This is a genomic window from Streptomyces sp. JLSY215, assembly GCF_059682825.1.
The window spans coordinates 7951264-7966833 of record NZ_CM185022.1 but is presented as its reverse complement, the minus strand read 5'-3'; the positions used below and the strand labels follow the sequence as shown (position 1 = coordinate 7966833).

Here is a 15570-nt window from a genome sequence, read left to right as displayed (position 1 = left end):
AGGCACGTACTCGGAAAGCGTGCCGCGAAGAGAAGGACCCGAAGAACCAGGAGACTCATGACGATTGAACCCGATGTACGGGAGGAACTGCTCGCCCTGCGCGATCAGGTCCGGCATCTGCAGGGCGGAATGGTGGCCAGTGCCGACGGCATGGTCATCGCCCATGATCTGCGGGATATCGAACCGGACGGCCTCGCCGCGCTCACCGCGGCGGCCATCGGTGTCGCCAAACGACTGACCGAGGCGACCGGGCAGGGCGCATTCGAGGAATCCCTCACGCGGGGCACCGGCGGCTATATCGCGGCCTATTCGGCCGGCAGCCGTGCCGTCCTGACGGCCGTGGCGGGCCCGGACACCAATGTGGGCCGGCTGCATCTGCAGGCCCGCCGGACGGCCGCGCGCATCGGCACCCTGATGGACAACTCCGCCCAGGCGCCCCTGCGCGCACCGAAGAACAACAGCTGACACACCGCGAAAGGTCTGTATTTCCCATGGCACAAATGGAAGCCGCCCTCACCGATGCGATGGCAAGCATCGAGGGCGCCATCGGCGTCGCCCTTGTCGACTACACCAGCGGAATGGCACTCGCCACGCTCGGCGACAACAATGCGCTGGACCTCAATGTCGCCGCGGCCGGCAATACCGATGTGGTACGCGCCAAGCTGCGCACCATGGAAATGCTGGAACTCCAGGGCGCCATCGAGGACATGCTCATCACACTGACCTCGCAGTACCACCTGATCCGTCCGGTGACGGGAAAGAACGGTGCCGGACTCTTCCTCTACCTGGTGCTGGACCGCAAGCGCGCCAATCTGGCGCTGGCGCGCCATCGCCTGGCCCGGCTAGAGGCCGAGCTGGAGGTGTGAGCGGGCGGCCTCGTCCAGGAGGCGCCGCAGCCGCAGCGCGTCCGGGGCGACGGCCGTGACCAGGGCCGCGGGGCCGGCGAGCGGGGCGAGAACACCCTGGCCGGTGCCGCCGGCCGCGTCCCCCAAGAGCTGTACGTCGACGGGCTTGTCGTCCCACTCGGGCCCGATCACCAGAAGTTGGCCGATGGCGCGGTGACCGTCCAGGACGGCCGCGGTGTCCCAGCCGGGTACGCCCGGCCCGTAGGCCGTCTCCTGGTCCAGGAGCGTGCGGCCCGCGCGACGGACCGTGAGGCGGCTGCGGAGCGTGCCGGGCCGTTCGCCGCTGCGGCCCAGGACCTGCTCTTCGCGCAGGACGAGGCGGGCGGTGGGGGCGAGTTCGACGGTGGTGGTCATCCGGAGATCGCTGCTCTCGGCGGAGATCAGTGGTTCCGGCAGCCAGTCCAGACGGGCGCCGTCGGCCACCGTCAGCCGCACGTCGTACGCGGCGTGATCGCCGTCCCGCCCCGGGAGCGCGACGGTGGCCGCGGCGGCCGTGATGTGCAGGCCCGCGCCTTCCTCGGCCACCGCCTCGATGCCCAGCCGGTCGCCGCCGAGCGGGGCGCTCATCGCACCGACGACACAGACCCGGGCCTGATGGGCGGCCGAGCGGATCCGGCGCAGCGCGATCGGGCCGTCGCCGTCGAGGACCGGGAGGCGGGTGGTGCCTCCCCCGGCGTCGGCACGGGCGATGATCCGGGCGGTGGCCCGCAGGCCGGCCGCCGAGGGGCCGGTCTGCGGGCGGGCGGGGGCGGGGACGGCGAGGCTCATGCGGCGCCCGCGGTCCAGTGCGCCAGCTGCTGACGGACCCAGTCGGACACCGGCCGGACGCCGTTCTCCGACTTCAGCGCGGTGAAGGCGACGGGGAGTTCGCCGCGCTGCGCCTTGGCGTCGCGAGCCATGCCCTCGAGGTCGACGCCCACGTACGGCGCGAGGTCGGTCTTGTTGACGACCAGCAGATCGGCGGTGGTGACGCCGGGGCCGCCCTTACGGGGGATGTCGTCGCCGCCCGCGACGTCGATGACGAAGATCTGGGCGTCGACCAGGCCCTTGGAGAAGGTGGCGGTGAGGTTGTCGCCGCCGGACTCGACCAGCACCAGATCCAGCGGGCCGACCGCCTCCTCCAGGTCCTCCACGGCCTCCAGGTTGGCGGAGATGTCGTCGCGGATGGCGGTGTGCGGGCAGGCACCGGTCTCGACCGCCGCGATGCGCTCGGGGGGCAGCACGGCCTCGCGGAGCAGGAATTCGGCGTCCTCGCGGGTGTAGATGTCGTTGGTGACGACGGCGATGGACAGCTCGTCGCGCAGCGCGCGGCACAGCGCGGCGACGGTGGCGGTCTTGCCGGTGCCGACCGGCCCGCCGAGGCCGATGCGCAGGGCGCGCCGCCGACCGTCCGGGCGTACGGGGTCGGCGGCACTGTAGGTGTGCCGCTCGGGGAAGGTGTCCTTGTGGTCGAGGTGCACGAGGGACTCCGGTGGTTCAGGAGCCGCGGGGGTGCGGCTCGGTGGTCGGGGGGTTGGCGGGGTCAGGACGCGAAGAGGCGTACCGGCCAGGCGGCGTGCTGTTCGGCGGTGATGTCGAGCAGCGGCGCGGACGCGGCGGGCAGCGCGTCGACTCCCTCGGTGGCGACCCGGGCCGCCGCCTCGGCGCCCCGCTGCGCGACCTGGTCGAGGTCGGCGGCGAGGCGGGCGAGGACGGCGGTGGCGTCGAAGGGGTCCAGGCTCAGCAGACGGACCGCGGCGGTGGCCGGGCCGCTGATGTTCTCGTACGCGATGGCGTAGGCGGCATCGAGCGGGTCCAGGCCCGCGGACCGGGCGGCGAGGCCGAGGACGACGGGCTGGTGGGCGCCGCGTGGGCGCGCCGCGGCGAGCGCGTCGAGTTCGGGGCCGGGCCAGGTGGCGCGGGCGGCCCGCATCATCTGGCGGCCGAGCCGCCGGGCGACCTGGCGCAGCGCCGGTACGGGCGTACGGGCGTCGGCGGCGTCGTCCAGGAGGAGCGGGTCGCAGCCGGCCGCGGCCGCGGCGGCGAGCCCCGCGGCGACCAGACCGGCCGTGTGCAGCCGGCCCCGGCAGAAGCTCTCCAGGGTGGCGGCGTCCTTGATGCGCCCGGCGGTGACCGCCGGTTCGGCGCCGCCCGAGTGGGCGTGCCCGCCGGCCGGGAACCGGCCGTCGGCGAGGACGAGCAGCGCGGCGCGGCTCATGCCGACACCTCGCTTCGCTCGGCTTCGCATTCGCTCAGCGCGCACCTTTGAATGATTCGCTCGCTACGCTCGCTCATCGGTGGTGTTCCGGGGTGTTCATGGATCCGCTCAGAAGAGGAAGTACCGCTGGGCCATGGGGAGTTCGACGGCGGGGTCGGGTTCGACCACCTCTCCGTCGATGGTCACCGTGAAGGTGTCGGGATCGACGTGGACACGGGGCAGTGCGTCGTTGTTGCGCATGTCTGCCTTGGTGACGCCGCGGGTGGAGCGGATGGCCTCGTACGCCTTGGACAGCGGGAGGCGCTCGGGGAGATCGTCCTCGAGGGCCTGCTGGGAGACGAAGTTGACGGAGTTGCTGCCCGGGGCCCTGCCGATGGCGCCGAACATCGGGCGGGGCAGGATCGGCTGCGGGGTGGGGATCGACGCGTTGGCGTCGCCCATCTGCGCATAGGCGATCTGGCCGCCCTTGATGACCAGCTGCGGCTTGACGCCGAAGAACGCCGGGTCCCACAGGACGAGGTCGGCGAGCTTGCCCTCCTCGACCGAGCCGACGACGTGGTCGATGCCCTGGGCGAGGGCCGCGTTGATGGTGTACTTCGCGACATAGCGGCGGGCGCGGTGGTTGTCGGCGCTGCCGTCCCCGAGGAGGCTGCCCCGGCGCCGCTTCATGACGTGCGCGGTCTGCCACGTACGCATCACGACCTCGCCGATGCGGCCCATGGCCTGGGCGTCGGACGACATGATCGAGATGGCGCCGAGGTCGTGCAGGATGTCCTCGGCCGCGATGGTGGAGGGCCGGATCCGGGACTCGGCGAAGGCGAGGTCCTCGGGGACGGCGGGGTTGAGGTGGTGGCAGACCATCAGCATGTCGAGGTGTTCCTCGACGGTGTTGACGGTGTGCGGCCGCGTGGGGTTGGTGGACGCGGGCAGCACGTTCGGCTCGGAGACCATCGCGATCATGTCGGGGGCGTGGCCGCCGCCGGCGCCTTCGACGTGGAACGCGTGGATCGAGCGGCCTGCGATGGCGGCGAGGGTGTCGCCGAGGAAGCCGGCCTCGTTCAGGGTGTCGGTGTGGATCGCGAGCTGGGCGCCGCTCTCCTCGCAGACGCGCAGACAGGCGTCGAGGACGGCGGGCGTGGCGCCCCAGTCCTCGTGGATCTTGAAGCCGAGGATGCCGGCCCGCAGCTGGTCGCGCATCGAGGCGAGGGAGGTGGTGTTGCCCTTGCCGAGCAGTCCGACGTTGACGGGGAGGGAGTCCATCGACTCGAACATCCGGGCAACGTGCCAGGCGCCGGGCGTGATGGTGGTGGCCTTGCTTCCTTCGGCGGGCCCGGTGCCGCCGCCGACGAGGGTGGTGACGCCGGAGGCCAGCGCCTCGTCCACCTGCTGGGGGCAGATGAAGTGGACGTGGGTGTCGATGGCGCCGGCGGTGAGGATCTTGCCGTTGCCCGCGATGACCTCGGTCTCGGGGCCGATGACGAGGTCGGGGTGGACGCCGTCCATGGTGTCGGGGTTGCCGGCCTTGCCGAGCGCGGTGATCTTCCCGTCCCGTATGCCGACGTCGGCCTTGACGATGCCCCAGTGGTCGAGCACGACCGCGCCGGTGATCACCGTGTCGGGGGTGCCCTCGGCGCGGGTGGCGCGCGACTGGCCCATGGACTCGCGGATGACCTTGCCGCCGCCGAAAACGGCCTCGTCGCCGGCCCGGCCGGGCCCGCCGGAGCGGTCCTCGGTGATCTCGATGACCAGGTCGGTGTCGGCGAGCCGGATCCGGTCGCCGGCGGTCGGGCCGAAGAGATCGGCGTACGCCTGGCGCGTCAGCTCAGCCATCGAGGGTGCCTCCGGTCTCGCCGCGCAGCCCGGCGACGATCCGCTTGCCCGCGATGGGGACGAGCTCGACCTCGGTGGGGATGCCGGGTTCAAAGCGCACGGCGGAGCCGGCCGCGACGTTCAGCCGCATGCCGTGCGCGGCCGCGCGGTCGAAGTCGAGGCCGGGATTGGCCTCGGCGAAGTGGTAGTGGGAGCCGACCTGGACGGGGCGGTCGGCGGCGTTGAGGACGGTCATGCGCGTGAGGGGGAGGCCTTCGTTGAGGCGCACCGGCTCGTCGGCGTAGAGGATCTGTCCCGGGATCATCGTCTGCTCTCCCGTGGTCAGTTGATGGGTTCGTGAACGGTGACGAGCTTGGTGCCGTCGGGGAAGGTCGCCTCGACCTGCACGTCGTGGATCATCTCGGGCACGCCCTCCATGACCTCGTCGCGGGTGAGCACCTTGCGCCCGGAGGACATCAGCTCGGCGACCGTACGGCCGTCCCGGGCGCCCTCGAGGATGTGCACGGTGAGCAGCGCGATGGATTCCGGGTGGTTGAGCTTCAGCCCCCTCGACCGTCGCTTTTCGGCCACGTCTGCCGCCACATGAATCATCAAGCGTTCTTGTTCATGCGGGGTCAGTTGCATACCTTCCACCTCACAGTCTTCCCGCCTGGACGCATTTGCCCAGGTCACAGGCGTGGACACACCTGTGTCCTTAGATGTACCACGCAGTAATTAAAGGCGGAGCAAACCGACTTCCAGCACTTGACCATCAAGGGCCTCAAGGCGGGAGGCTAGTTCGGCGGGATTTCGGTGGCGTTACCGGCGGGTTCGCATGCGCGCCCATTTCCCGGACGCGACGTAACACACCGGAAATGCCGCCCGTCACGGCGCTGTGACCGCATTCCCTGCACCGCCCTGCACCCCGGCCCCTGCGGCCGGGCGACGGCCGGAAGTGGCGCATTCCGCACGCCGAGAGCGCCCGCCCCGCCCCACGGAGACGGCGGGGCACGCCGCCCCAAATGGGCATCAACTCCCTTAAATCCGACGCATCCCGCTCTACGAACACGACTGTCCGGTATCCGCTCTTGACGGTTCGGCGAGTGATCGCGATCCTCATGTGCGCGTCAAAACGCTCCGCACCAACCCCCCACACCAGGAGCCATACTGTGACCCGTTCACGAATACGCCGGGCCGCGCTGGCCACGGGCGCCGCCACCGCGCTCGCCGCCACGCTCTTCACCGCGGCCGGCGCCTACGCCGACCCCGCACCGGCCGCCGCGCCGGACATCGACGTCAAGGCCGTCAAGGCCGACCTGGACCAGCTGCAGTCGATCGCCGACGCCAACGGCGGCAACCGGGCGCACGGACAGCCGGGCTACAAGGCGTCCATCGACTTCGTCAAGGGCAAGCTTGACCAGGCCGGATTCACCACCCAGGTCCAGGAGTTCGACAACAACGGCGCCAAGGGCTACAACCTCATCGCCGACTGGCCGGGCGGCGACGAGGGCAAGACCGTGATGGCCGGCGCCCACCTCGACTCGGTCGACGCGGGCCCCGGCATCAACGACAACGGCTCCGGCTCGGCCGGCATCCTCGAGGTCGCCCTCGCCGTCGCCAAGTCGGGCCTCAAGCCCACCAAGCACCTGCGGTTCGCCTGGTTCGGCGACGAAGAGGACGGCATGGTCGGTTCGCAGGCCTACGTCGACAAGCTCGGCGCCGACAAGTCGAAGATCGACGCGTATCTGAACTTCGACATGATCGGCTCGCCGAACCCGGGCTACTTCGTCTACGACGACGACACCCGCCTGGAGAAGGTCTTCAAGGACTTCTTCGCGACCAAGAACATCGCCACCGAGAAGGAGACCGAGGGCGACGGCCGCTCCGACCACGCCTCCTTCAAGGACGCGGGCATCCCGGTCGGCGGGCTCTTCTCCGGAGCCGACTACATCAAGACCGAGCAGCAGGCGAAGAACTGGGGCGGCGAGGCGGGCAAGGCGTTCGACGCCTGCTACCACCAGTCCTGCGACACCTCGAAGAACCTCGACGAGAAGGCGCTGGACAACAACAGCGACGCCATCGCCCACGCCATCTGGGAGCTCAGCTCCTGAGCTTCCCCCTTCCCCGCACGGTCAGCTCGGGCTGAACCGTCACCTCTCCCGACCCGGTCGCCGATCCCCGGCGGCCGGGTCGCGGTGTTCTGCCGCGATACCGAAGCGCCGCCGTTCGCCCGGAGCGGACGGCAGGTGCCGCACGGAGGAGACCGTGCTGATCACCTGCTCCTCCTCCGCACCCTCCTCACGCCGCCCCAGCTCTTCGAGTAGCTGCAGGTCAGCGGCGGACACCAGCGCCACCAGCGGCTTTCCATGGCGGGTGACGACCACCCGCTCACTGCCGTAGACGACGCGGTTGATCAGATCCGCGAGCTCGGCCCGCGCTTGCGTCACCGGAATTTCGTAGGCCATGCTGCCATTCTAACGGGATGTACGTCCTGTACATTTTTTACGGAGAGAGGAGCAGTCATGCTGCGACCGACGGCCCGCTACGTCCTGCCGGAGTTCACCGAGCGCACCACCAACGGCGTGCGCACCCTGGACCCGTACTCCAAGCTGCTGAGCGAGCGCATCGTGTTCCTGGGCACCACGGTCGACGACACCTCCGCCAACGACGTGATGGCGCAGCTCATCCACCTCGAACACGCCGCCCCGGACCGGGACATCTCGCTCTACATCAACTCCCCCGGCGGCTCGTTCACCGCCATGACGGCGATCTACGACACGATGCGCTTCGTCTCCTGCGACATCGAGACGGTGTGCCTGGGCCAGGCCGCCTCCGCGGCCGCGGTGCTGCTGGCCGCCGGCACGCCGGGCAAGCGGCTGGCCCTGCCGAGTGCCCGCGTCCTCATCCACCAGCCGTCGCTGCCCGAGCCGATCGAGGGCCAGGCCTCCGATCTGCAGATCCAGGCGACGGAACTGCTGCGCACCCGCGACAAACTGGAGGAGCTGCTGACCCTGCACACCGGGCAGCCGCGCGAGCTGATCGCCGCGGACATCGAGCGCGACAAGATCTTCGACGCCCGCGGCGCCCAGGAATACGGCCTGATCGACGGCCTCACCCGCGGCCGCAAGCATCCGTCCGCCCAGCTCGGCGCGCGGTGAACTCGCGTGCTGCCACCGGAGCTGCCGCCGCTGCCCGCGCTGACGCGGGCCGAGGGCGAAGTGATCGACCGGTACTTGGAGGTCCTGGACCTGCTGGGCCGGATCAATCCGGCGCGCGAAAGCGGCACTTACCGCGGCCTGCGCGCGGCCCAGGCGCTGGTCGGCAAGGCGACCGAACTGCGCGATGCGCTGGCGCTGATGCACCGGCGCGGCGAGAGCGAGCTGCATTCCGAGACGCTGGCGCGGGCGCTGCGGGTCCTGGACGGCGAACGCCGGGCCCGGCTCGTCGCGATACCGCCGCAAGCCGAGCCATGACCCGACACGCACCCGGCCGAGGAGCCCGGACGGCGTAACAAGCACGGGTGTTACCGGGAGGCGACGATTTGCAGAGTGCGCCCGGCCGTCGCGCGGCAGTTGACGCGTCGTCCCTGGTCCCGGCTTCATTCCCCGCCGACTCCGCCCCACCGAAACAGACATAAGTCACCATTCGGTGTAAATGTGACCAATGTCACGCAGCGCATTTCTTACCGGGTTTCCGGCGTCGGCGGCGTGAAGATCCCTCCACGACAAGGCCCCGCCACCACGACGGGGCGGTCCGGGCGGACGCCTAATCCTGCCGCCGTACCGGATGTCAGGTCGAGGCGGTTGGATCGGCAGGAGCGGAGGACCCGAGCATGACGGGGCCCCGGCACTCGTGGCCGAGGGCTCCTTGGGGTGAAGCCGTACGCACGGCCGGGCACTCTTCGCCTGCCCGAACCCGACAGGTCCCCCTTCGCAGGCGGCTGACGAAGGGTTGCGCATGAGTATGCGTGGACATCTGCCGCATCTGCTGGCACGCGCCGGCACCGTCTCCGCCCTCACGATGGTCACGGTCGCGGGCACCACTGTGGCGCCAGGAACGACCCCGGACGCCGAGGCGGCCGCCGTCTCCTCGGCGGCGCTGCGGATCGCGGCCTCCAAGCGGGGCTCCCCCTACCAGTGGGGCGCCCAAGGCCCGCACCGCTTCGACTGTTCGGGGCTGACCCGGTACTCGTTCAAGCACGCGGGCAAGGTGCTGCCCCGTACCGCGGCCGCGCAGTACAACGACACCAGCCATGTCTCCCGCTCGGCGCGCCGGAGCGGCGATCTGGTCTTCTTCCACGCGGGCCGCGGTGTGTACCACGTCGGCATCTACGCGGGCAGCGGCCGGATCTGGCATGCGCCGAAGAAGGGCGCGGTGGTGCGGCTGGAACGTATCTGGAGTTCCGCCGTCTGGTACGGGCGGGTGGGCTGACCTGCGGTGATCGGGCGGACCACCGACGGCGGCGGCGCGCGGGAGCTGCCCGCCCGCCGCCGTCGGCCCCAAGGCCTCAGGTGAGAACCAGCTCGGCGAGCAGGACGCCGCCCAGGGCGGTCAGCAGCGCCCCGGTGGTCACTTCCAGCGCCCGGGACACCCGCGGACGGCGCAGCCAGGTGCCGAGCCGGTCGACGAGCAGCGCCACGGCGGGAAACCACACCGCCGCCATGCCGACGACGATGGCCGCCAGCAGCAGCGTGCGGGGCAGCGGGGGCTGCCCCGCCGGGACGAACTGCGGGAGCAGGCTGAGGAAGAGAACGGGCGCCTTGGGGTTGAGCGCATTGGTGAGGAAGCCCTGGCGCAGGTAGCGCGCGGTGCCGGGGCGGGCCGTCGGGTGCGTATCCGCGTCCGCGCCCTGCTCGCCGGCCCCCGTCCGGGCGGCGGCCGGCCGGCGGGCGACGGCGATCAGCGCACCGGCACCGAGGTACAACAGGTAGGCCCCGCCCAGGAGTTGGACGGTCTCGAACAGCGCGGGCACGGCGACCAGCAACGCCGCCAGCCCGGCCACCGCCAGCGCGGTGTGCACCAGCAGTCCGCCCGCGACCCCGATGGCGGTCGCCACCCCAGCCCTGCGTGCGGCGAGTGCATTGCGCACCACGACCGCGAAGTCCGCGCCCGGCATGGCGACCATGCCCGCGGCGATGCCGGTGAAAGCCATCAGCTGTCCGTCCATGACAGCAGCATCGCCCGCCGGAGCCTTTAATAGGTATGGGCAATTTCCTGGGTCGGTGTAAAGAGGTTCTTAAGGGAGGCGGGGTTCCGTGTACGACCCCACGCGGCTGGCCGCCCTGGTGGCGGTGGCGGAGGCCGGCTCGATCACCCGGGCGGCCGAGCGGCTCGGCTACACCGCGCCGGCCCTCTCCCAGCAGCTCAGCAAGCTGGAACGGGAGGCGGGGGCGGCGCTGCTGGTACGCCACCACCGCGGCGCCCGGCTGACGGCGGCCGGTGAGCTGCTGCTCGTCCGGGCGCGGCGGGTGCTGGACGAACTGGATCTGGCGCGGCACGAGCTGTCCCGGCTGGCGGGGCTGTCCGGCGGGCGGCTGCGGGTGGGCACGTTCGAGACGGCCGGTACGCATCTGCTGCCGCCCGCGCTCAGCGCGTTCCGGCGGGCCCACCCGGATGTGGAGCTGAGCGTGACGGAGTTCGTACCGCCGCAGGAGATGACGGCGGTGGCGCTCGGCGAGGTGGATCTGGCGCTGACGCATGAGTATGTGCCGGGCGAGGCGGTGCCGGTGCCGGACGGGGTGCGGCTGGCGCCGCTGCTCACCGAGGAGCTGGTGCTGGTCACGGCCCCCGGGCATGCGCTGTCGGCGGGCAGCGGGCGGCTGGCGCTGTCCGAGCTGGCCGGGCAGCCGCTGGTCAGCATGGCACCGGCCAATCCCAACCGGCGCGCGGTGGAGGCGGCGCTGGCGGCCGCGGGGGCGAGCGTGGCCGTGCGCTGCGAGTCACCGGGCTACGGGGTGGTGTGTGCCCTGGTGAGCGCCGGCCTCGGAGTGGCGGTGGTACCGCGGATGATGGCGACCGGTTCGGTCACCCCGCTGGGTATCCGCCCGCTGGACCCGCCCGAGCTGCACCGCACGATCTCCGTCGCCTACCGCGCGGGCGGCGGCACCCCGGCCGCGGACACCCTGCGGGCCCTGCTGCACGGCGCGTTCACCCGCAAGTCCGCGGCGCCCTGACGGGTGACGGGCCCGCATGGCGCGTTCAGCGGACACCGGCCGTCCACGGCATCGCGATGCTGACGGTCTTCCCGCCGCAGGCCGAGGGCACGACGCTCAGCCGGCCGCCGGACTCCGCCGCGAGCGAGCGGATGATGCCCATACCGCGTCCGTTGTCCTGCTGGACGGCGGCGGGCAGTCGGCGCGGCCGGCGCGGGTGGCTGTCGGTGACACCGATCCGCAGCAGCTCCGCGCGGTCCAGGCGGAGGGCGACGGTGAAGGTCGGGGAGCGGCCGAAGGTGTGCTGAACGGCGTTGGTGGCGAGTTCGGAGACGATCAGGCGGACGGCGTCGGCGTACTCCGTGTCGGCGGGCAGGCCCCAGGCGGCGAGCACATCGAGCGCATGCCTGCGGGCGAGCGAGACCGAGGCCGGGGCGCTCGGCAGGGTGAGTGCGGATTCCTGGTGGTCTGCCATCGTGACGCCGTCCCTTTCCCGCCGGCGGCGTAGCGGATGCCCGCTGCGGCCCCGGGCCGGTGCTGTGCGCGTCAGGGTGCCACCCTCGTCGGCGGTGTTGCGGTCGATCCACCGAGATGTGCGGATATATGTCGCCCAATGCGGTGAACTCCGCGCCACAAGACCGTATTTGGGCTATGGGCGGGGCTCAGGACGGCGGTGCGGTCGCGGTGATCACGCCCACCGCGGTGTCGACCTGCGCGCTCGTCAGGTCCGCGCGGGCGGTGAGCCGCAGCCGGGAGATCCCGTCCGGCACGGACGGCGGCCGGAAGCAGCCGACCGCGAGTCCGGCCTCGCGGCAGTCGGCCGCCCAGCGGACCGCCTGCTCCGGAGAGGGCGCCTGTACGGAGACCACGGCGGCATCCGGCCGTACCGCCACCAGACCGGCGGCGGTGAGCCGGGCGTGCAGCTCGCGGGCCACCTCGCGGGCCCGGGTGGCGCGCTCCGGCTCGCGGCGCAGCAGCCGCAGCGCCGCGAGCGCGCCGCCGGCCGCCGCCGGGGCCAGCCCGGTGTCGAAGATGAACGACCGGGCGGTGTTGACCAGATGCTCGATGACCCGCGCCGGGCCGAGCACCGCGCCGCCCTGGGCGCCGAGCGATTTGGAGAGCGTCACGGTCGTCACCACATCGGCGTCGCCGGCCAGTCCGGCGGCCGCCATCGCGCCGCGGCCGCCCTCCCCCAGGATGCCCAGGCCGTGCGCGTCATCGACGACGAGGGCCGCGCCGTGAGCCCGGCAGGCCGCGGCGAGGCCGGTCAGCGGCGCGGCGTCGCCGTCGACGGAGAACACCGAGTCGGTGACGGCGAGCGCCCGGCCGTCGTGGCCGCTCAGCGCGGCGCTAACGGCCTGCGGGTCGGCGTGCGGGACCACCGCCGTACGGGCCCGCGAGAGGCGGCAGCCGTCGATCAGGGAGGCGTGGTTGCCCGCGTCGGAGACGACGAGGGTGCCCGGGGCGGTGAGCGCGGTGATCGCCGCGAGGTTGGCGGCGTAGCCGGAGGACAAGACCAGGGCCGCCTCGAAGCCGCAGAACGCGGCGAGTTCGCCCTCCAGCCGGGCGTGCAGTTCGGTGCTGCCGGTGACCAGCCGGGAGCCGGTCGCGCCGGCGCCCCACTGCCGGGCGGCGCGGGCCGCGCCGCCGGTCACCTCGGGGTGCCGGGCGAGTCCCAGGTAGTCGTTGCCGGCGAGGTCCAGCAGCGGGGAGTCGGCGGGGCGCGGGCGCAGCGTACGGACCAGCCCGGCCCGCCGGCGTTCGGCCTGCGCCTCGTCGATCCAGTCGAAGGCCGCGCTCCGCGTCCGCCGGGAAGTCTCGGCGGGGGCCGCGGGCGAGGCGTCGCGGAGCGGCGACGGGGCGGAGTCCTGAAGCATCGGCGTCCTTCGTCTGGCGGCCTCGTCCATCGGCCTCGATTGTGGGCTGTCGATAGACGTTAGCGGTCGTTCCGCACGGCTAGGGTGTGGCGATACACACACCCCGAACACGCCGCGTTGTGGGAATCCTCCTTGGCCGGGGGCGGTGCCGTACGCCAGGATCAACGCCATGGACCTGTTGAACACGCTGGTGGACAAGGGACTGCGGCGCGAGTTGCCGACCCGCGAAGAGGCGCTCGCCGTGCTGGCGACGTCCGATGACGAACTGCTCGATGTGGTGGCCGCGGCCGGAAAGGTGCGCCGCCAGTGGTTCGGGCGGCGGGTCAAGCTCAACTATCTCGTCAACCTCAAGTCGGGTCTGTGCCCTGAGGACTGCTCATACTGCTCCCAGCGGCTGGGGTCGAAGGCCGAGATCCTCAAGTACACCTGGCTCAAGCCCGATGACGCCTCCAAGGCGGCCGCCGCCGGGGTGGCCGGCGGCGCGAAGCGGGTCTGCCTGGTGGCCAGTGGCCGCGGGCCCACCGACAAGGACGTGGACCGCGTCTCGGAGACCATCTCCGCGATCAAGGAGCAGAACGAAGGCGTCGAGGTGTGCGCCTGTCTCGGCCTGCTCTCCGACGGCCAGGCCGAGCGGCTGCGCACGGCGGGCGCCGATGCGTACAACCACAACCTCAATACCTCAGAAGCCACTTACGGCGACATCTGCACCACTCACGACTTCTCCGACCGGGTCTCCACCGTCCAGCAGGCCCAGGCGGCGGGCATGTCCGCCTGTTCGGGACTGATCGCGGGCATGGGCGAAAGCGACGCCGACCTGGTCGATGTGGTCTTCGCGCTGCGCGAGCTGGACCCGGACTCCGTCCCGGTGAACTTCCTGATCCCCTTCGAGGGCACCCCGCTCGCCAAGGAATGGAACCTCACCCCCCAGCGCGCACTGCGCATCCTGGCGATGGTCCGGTTCGTCTGCCCGGACGTGGAGGTACGGCTCGCCGGCGGCCGCGAGGTGCATCTGCGCAGCATGCAGCCGCTCGCCCTGCACCTGGTCAACTCCATCTTCCTCGGCGACTACCTGACCAGCGAGGGCCAGGCCGGCAAGGACGACCTGGCGATGATCGCGGACGCCGGGTTCGAGGTCGAGGGCACGGACACCACGACGCTGCCGGAGCACCGTACGGACGCCGATGCGCAGGCGGCCGCCCCGGCCCCCGCCGCCACGGTCCCCGCGCCCCCCGCCGACGACACCCGCCGGGACCTGGTCTCGGTGCGCCGCCGCGGCGCCGGCACCGACCTTCCGCCCAATGCCTGAGCCGGCCCTGACGCCCGGGGAACTCCTCGCGCTCGACCGGCAGCACGTCTGGCATCCGTACGGGCCGATGCCCGGCCGCGCCGAGCCGCTGCTGGTGGAGTCGGCGGCGGGCGTGCGGCTGCGGCTCGCCCGGCCCGCCGAGGGGCAGGACGAGCTGGTGGACGGCATGTCGTCCTGGTGGTCGGCGGTGCACGGCTACAACCACCCGGTGCTCAACGACGCCGCCCGCGGCCAGTTGGAGCGGATGAGTCATGTGATGTTCGGCGGGCTCACGCACGAGCCCGCCGTACGTCTGGCGAAACGTCTCGTCGACATCACGCCGGAGCCGCTCCGGCACGTCTTCCTCGCCGACTCCGGATCGGTGTCGGTCGAGGTCGCCGTCAAAATGTGCCTCCAGTACTGGCGCTCGGTCGGAAAGCCGCGCAAACAGCGGCTGCTGACCTGGCGGGGCGGCTATCACGGCGACACCTGGCAGCCGATGGCCGTCTGCGACCCCGAGGGCGGGATGCATGAGCTGTGGCAGGGGGTGCTGCCGCGCCAGATCTTCGCGGAGGCGCCGCCGGCCGGCTTCGACGCCGCGCCCGATGCGGCCTACGCGGACCAGCTGCGCGAGCTGATCGCCCGCCACGCCGAGGAACTCGCGGCGGTGATCGTGGAACCGGTCGTGCAGGGCGCGGGCGGTATGTCCTTCCACTCCCCCGCCTATCTCCGGGTCCTGCGCGAGGCCTGCGACGCCCACGACGTCCTCCTCGTCCTCGACGAGATCGCCACCGGCTTCGGCCGTACGGGCGCGCTCTTCGCCGCCGAACACGCCGGTGTCTCACCGGACGTCATGTGCGTCGGCAAGGCCCTGACCGGCGGCTATCTGACGCTTGCGGCGACGCTGTGCACGTCCGCGGTCGCCGATGGCATCTCGCAGGGCGCACTCCCCGTCCTGGCCCATGGCCCCACGTTCATGGGCAATCCCCTCGCCGCCGCCGTGGCCGATGCCTCCATCGACCTGCTCCTCGGGCAGGACTGGGCGCAGGAGGTCAAGCGGATCGAGGCGGGGCTGCGGAACGGCCTGGCGGCGGCCGAGGAGATCGCCGGGGTGCGGGACGTCCGTGTCCTGGGCGCGATCGGCGTCGTCCAGCTCGACCATGCGGTGGACATGGCGGCCGCGACCCGGGCGGCGGTCCGCGAGGGCGTCTGGCTGCGGCCGTTCCGGGATCTGATCTACACCATGCCGCCGTACATCACCGGTGACGACGATGTGGCGCGTATCTGCGCCGCGGTGTGCGCCGCGGCGCGCGAGGGCTGACGGCGACGGGCCGCGAGGCCGAGG

The 15570-nt window shown here is 71.9% G+C and carries 19 protein-coding genes; 9 read left to right on the top strand and 10 right to left on the bottom strand.

The genetic code is table 11. From position 1 onward, the window contains the following. Positions 1-57: 57 nt before the first annotated feature. Positions 58-465, top strand: a complete 408-nt coding sequence (locus tag AC5677_RS35345; RefSeq protein ID WP_497191969.1) for a roadblock/LC7 domain-containing protein — start codon at positions 58-60, stop codon at positions 463-465. A 26-nt stretch (positions 466-491) separates the two neighbouring features. Next, positions 492-866, top strand: coding sequence for a roadblock/LC7 domain-containing protein (locus AC5677_RS35340; protein ID WP_497191968.1), 375 nt, complete (start codon positions 492-494; stop codon positions 864-866). On the opposite strand, the gene AC5677_RS35335 is transcribed toward AC5677_RS35340, so the two are convergent. From AC5677_RS35335 to AC5677_RS35310, 6 genes are all read right to left on the bottom strand, one after another. Then, a complete protein-coding gene (locus AC5677_RS35335; protein ID WP_497191967.1) occupies positions 843-1673 on the bottom strand; it encodes an urease accessory protein UreD in 831 nt (276 codons plus the stop codon). The two genes, AC5677_RS35340 and AC5677_RS35335, sit on opposite strands and share 24 nt — an antisense overlap. Continuing rightward, positions 1670-2365, bottom strand: coding sequence for an urease accessory protein UreG (ureG, locus tag AC5677_RS35330; protein WP_497191966.1), 696 nt, complete (start codon positions 2363-2365; stop codon positions 1670-1672). Before ureG ends, AC5677_RS35335 begins: the two co-directional genes overlap by 4 nt. Positions 2366-2427: 62 nt before the next feature. Then, positions 2428-3102: an urease accessory protein UreF gene (locus AC5677_RS35325; protein WP_497191965.1), complete on the bottom strand. Its 675-nt coding sequence runs from the start codon at positions 3100-3102 to the stop codon at positions 2428-2430. 108 nt (positions 3103-3210) lie between these two features. Then, the gene (locus AC5677_RS35320) at positions 3211-4932 is read right to left on the bottom strand and encodes an urease subunit alpha (protein ID WP_497191964.1); all 1722 of its coding nucleotides are present in this window, start codon (positions 4930-4932) and stop codon (positions 3211-3213) included. Beyond that, on the bottom strand, positions 4925-5236 hold the full coding sequence (locus tag AC5677_RS35315; protein ID WP_030064635.1) for an urease subunit beta: 312 nt from the start codon (positions 5234-5236) through the stop codon (positions 4925-4927). The genes AC5677_RS35320 and AC5677_RS35315 overlap by 8 nt, the downstream gene beginning before the upstream one ends. 17 nt (positions 5237-5253) lie before the next feature. Then, positions 5254-5556, bottom strand: a complete 303-nt coding sequence (locus tag AC5677_RS35310) for an urease subunit gamma (protein WP_360957481.1) — start codon at positions 5554-5556, stop codon at positions 5254-5256. 524 nt (positions 5557-6080) lie between these two features. Here AC5677_RS35310 and AC5677_RS35305 point away from each other — a divergent pair. Next, a complete protein-coding gene (locus tag AC5677_RS35305; RefSeq protein WP_497191963.1) occupies positions 6081-7022 on the top strand; it encodes a M28 family metallopeptidase in 942 nt (313 codons plus the stop codon). Positions 7023-7061: 39 nt separating this feature from the next. Here AC5677_RS35305 and AC5677_RS35300 read toward each other — a convergent pair whose 3' ends face one another. Next, positions 7062-7376 carry a type II toxin-antitoxin system Phd/YefM family antitoxin gene (locus AC5677_RS35300; RefSeq protein ID WP_497191962.1) on the bottom strand — a complete coding sequence of 105 codons (315 nt, stop codon included), beginning with the start codon at positions 7374-7376 and terminating at the stop codon, positions 7062-7064. A 57-nt stretch (positions 7377-7433) separates the two neighbouring features. On the opposite strand from AC5677_RS35300, the gene AC5677_RS35295 reads away from it, so the two are divergent. The 3 genes from AC5677_RS35295 (at position 7434) to AC5677_RS35285 (ending at position 9342) form a co-directional block, all read left to right on the top strand. Continuing rightward, entirely contained in the window at positions 7434-8069 is a 636-nt protein-coding gene (locus tag AC5677_RS35295) for an ATP-dependent Clp protease proteolytic subunit (protein WP_497191961.1), read from the top strand. A gap of 6 nt (positions 8070-8075) precedes the next feature. Further along, positions 8076-8384 (top strand): hypothetical protein, encoded by a 309-nt coding sequence (locus tag AC5677_RS35290; protein ID WP_497191960.1) that lies wholly within the window; start codon positions 8076-8078, stop codon positions 8382-8384. Positions 8385-8868: 484 nt separating this feature from the next. Then, complete coding sequence (locus AC5677_RS35285) at positions 8869-9342, top strand: C40 family peptidase (RefSeq protein WP_497191959.1); 474 nt, start codon at positions 8869-8871, stop codon at positions 9340-9342. A gap of 76 nt (positions 9343-9418) precedes the next feature. Here the strand turns inward: AC5677_RS35285 and AC5677_RS35280 are convergent, their stop codons facing one another. Beyond that, positions 9419-10078 carry a LysE family translocator gene (locus tag AC5677_RS35280; protein ID WP_497191958.1) on the bottom strand — a complete coding sequence of 220 codons (660 nt, stop codon included), beginning with the start codon at positions 10076-10078 and terminating at the stop codon, positions 9419-9421. Between the two features lie 88 nt (positions 10079-10166). On the opposite strand from AC5677_RS35280, the gene AC5677_RS35275 reads away from it, so the two are divergent. After that, entirely contained in the window at positions 10167-11084 is a 918-nt protein-coding gene (locus AC5677_RS35275) for a LysR family transcriptional regulator (protein ID WP_497191957.1), read from the top strand. A 25-nt stretch (positions 11085-11109) separates the two neighbouring features. On the opposite strand, the gene AC5677_RS35270 is transcribed toward AC5677_RS35275, so the two are convergent. Both AC5677_RS35270 and AC5677_RS35265 read right to left on the bottom strand, forming a co-directional pair. After that, on the bottom strand, positions 11110-11538 hold the full coding sequence (locus AC5677_RS35270) for an ATP-binding protein (RefSeq protein ID WP_497191956.1): 429 nt from the start codon (positions 11536-11538) through the stop codon (positions 11110-11112). Positions 11539-11725: 187 nt separating this feature from the next. Then, a complete protein-coding gene (locus AC5677_RS35265) occupies positions 11726-12940 on the bottom strand; it encodes an 8-amino-7-oxononanoate synthase (RefSeq protein WP_497191955.1) in 1215 nt (404 codons plus the stop codon). A gap of 169 nt (positions 12941-13109) precedes the next feature. Here AC5677_RS35265 and bioB point away from each other — a divergent pair, with 169 nt between their 5' ends. Further along, positions 13110-14246: a biotin synthase BioB gene (gene bioB / locus AC5677_RS35260; protein WP_497191954.1), complete on the top strand. Its 1137-nt coding sequence runs from the start codon at positions 13110-13112 to the stop codon at positions 14244-14246. Beyond that, positions 14239-15546: an adenosylmethionine--8-amino-7-oxononanoate transaminase gene (locus AC5677_RS35255; protein ID WP_497191953.1), complete on the top strand. Its 1308-nt coding sequence runs from the start codon at positions 14239-14241 to the stop codon at positions 15544-15546. The genes bioB and AC5677_RS35255 overlap by 8 nt, the downstream gene beginning before the upstream one ends. Positions 15547-15570 lie beyond the last annotated feature (24 nt).

Bases quoted from the DNA above. Each gene is read 5' to 3' on its own strand.
- AC5677_RS35345 (WP_497191969.1), top strand. From the start codon at position 58: ATGACGATTGAACCCGATGTACGGGAGGAACTGCTCGCCCTGCGCGAT.
- AC5677_RS35340 (WP_497191968.1), top strand. From the start codon at position 492: ATGGCACAAATGGAAGCCGCCCTCACCGATGCGATGGCAAGCATCGAG.
- AC5677_RS35335 (WP_497191967.1), bottom strand. From the start codon at position 1,673: ATGAGCCTCGCCGTCCCCGCCCCCGCCCGCCCGCAGACCGGCCCCTCG.
- AC5677_RS35325 (WP_497191965.1), bottom strand. From the start codon at position 3,102: ATGAGCCGCGCCGCGCTGCTCGTCCTCGCCGACGGCCGGTTCCCGGCC.
- AC5677_RS35320 (WP_497191964.1), bottom strand. From the start codon at position 4,932: ATGGCTGAGCTGACGCGCCAGGCGTACGCCGATCTCTTCGGCCCGACC.
- AC5677_RS35315 (WP_030064635.1), bottom strand. From the start codon at position 5,236: ATGATCCCGGGACAGATCCTCTACGCCGACGAGCCGGTGCGCCTCAAC.
- AC5677_RS35310 (WP_360957481.1), bottom strand. From the start codon at position 5,556: ATGCAACTGACCCCGCATGAACAAGAACGCTTGATGATTCATGTGGCG.
- AC5677_RS35300 (WP_497191962.1), bottom strand. From the start codon at position 7,376: ATGGCCTACGAAATTCCGGTGACGCAAGCGCGGGCCGAGCTCGCGGAT.
- AC5677_RS35295 (WP_497191961.1), top strand. From the start codon at position 7,434: ATGCTGCGACCGACGGCCCGCTACGTCCTGCCGGAGTTCACCGAGCGC.
- AC5677_RS35285 (WP_497191959.1), top strand. From the start codon at position 8,869: ATGAGTATGCGTGGACATCTGCCGCATCTGCTGGCACGCGCCGGCACC.
- AC5677_RS35280 (WP_497191958.1), bottom strand. From the start codon at position 10,078: ATGGACGGACAGCTGATGGCTTTCACCGGCATCGCCGCGGGCATGGTC.
- AC5677_RS35270 (WP_497191956.1), bottom strand. From the start codon at position 11,538: ATGGCAGACCACCAGGAATCCGCACTCACCCTGCCGAGCGCCCCGGCC.
- AC5677_RS35265 (WP_497191955.1), bottom strand. From the start codon at position 12,940: ATGCTTCAGGACTCCGCCCCGTCGCCGCTCCGCGACGCCTCGCCCGCG.
- bioB (WP_497191954.1), top strand. From the start codon at position 13,110: ATGGACCTGTTGAACACGCTGGTGGACAAGGGACTGCGGCGCGAGTTG.
- AC5677_RS35255 (WP_497191953.1), top strand. From the start codon at position 14,239: ATGCCTGAGCCGGCCCTGACGCCCGGGGAACTCCTCGCGCTCGACCGG.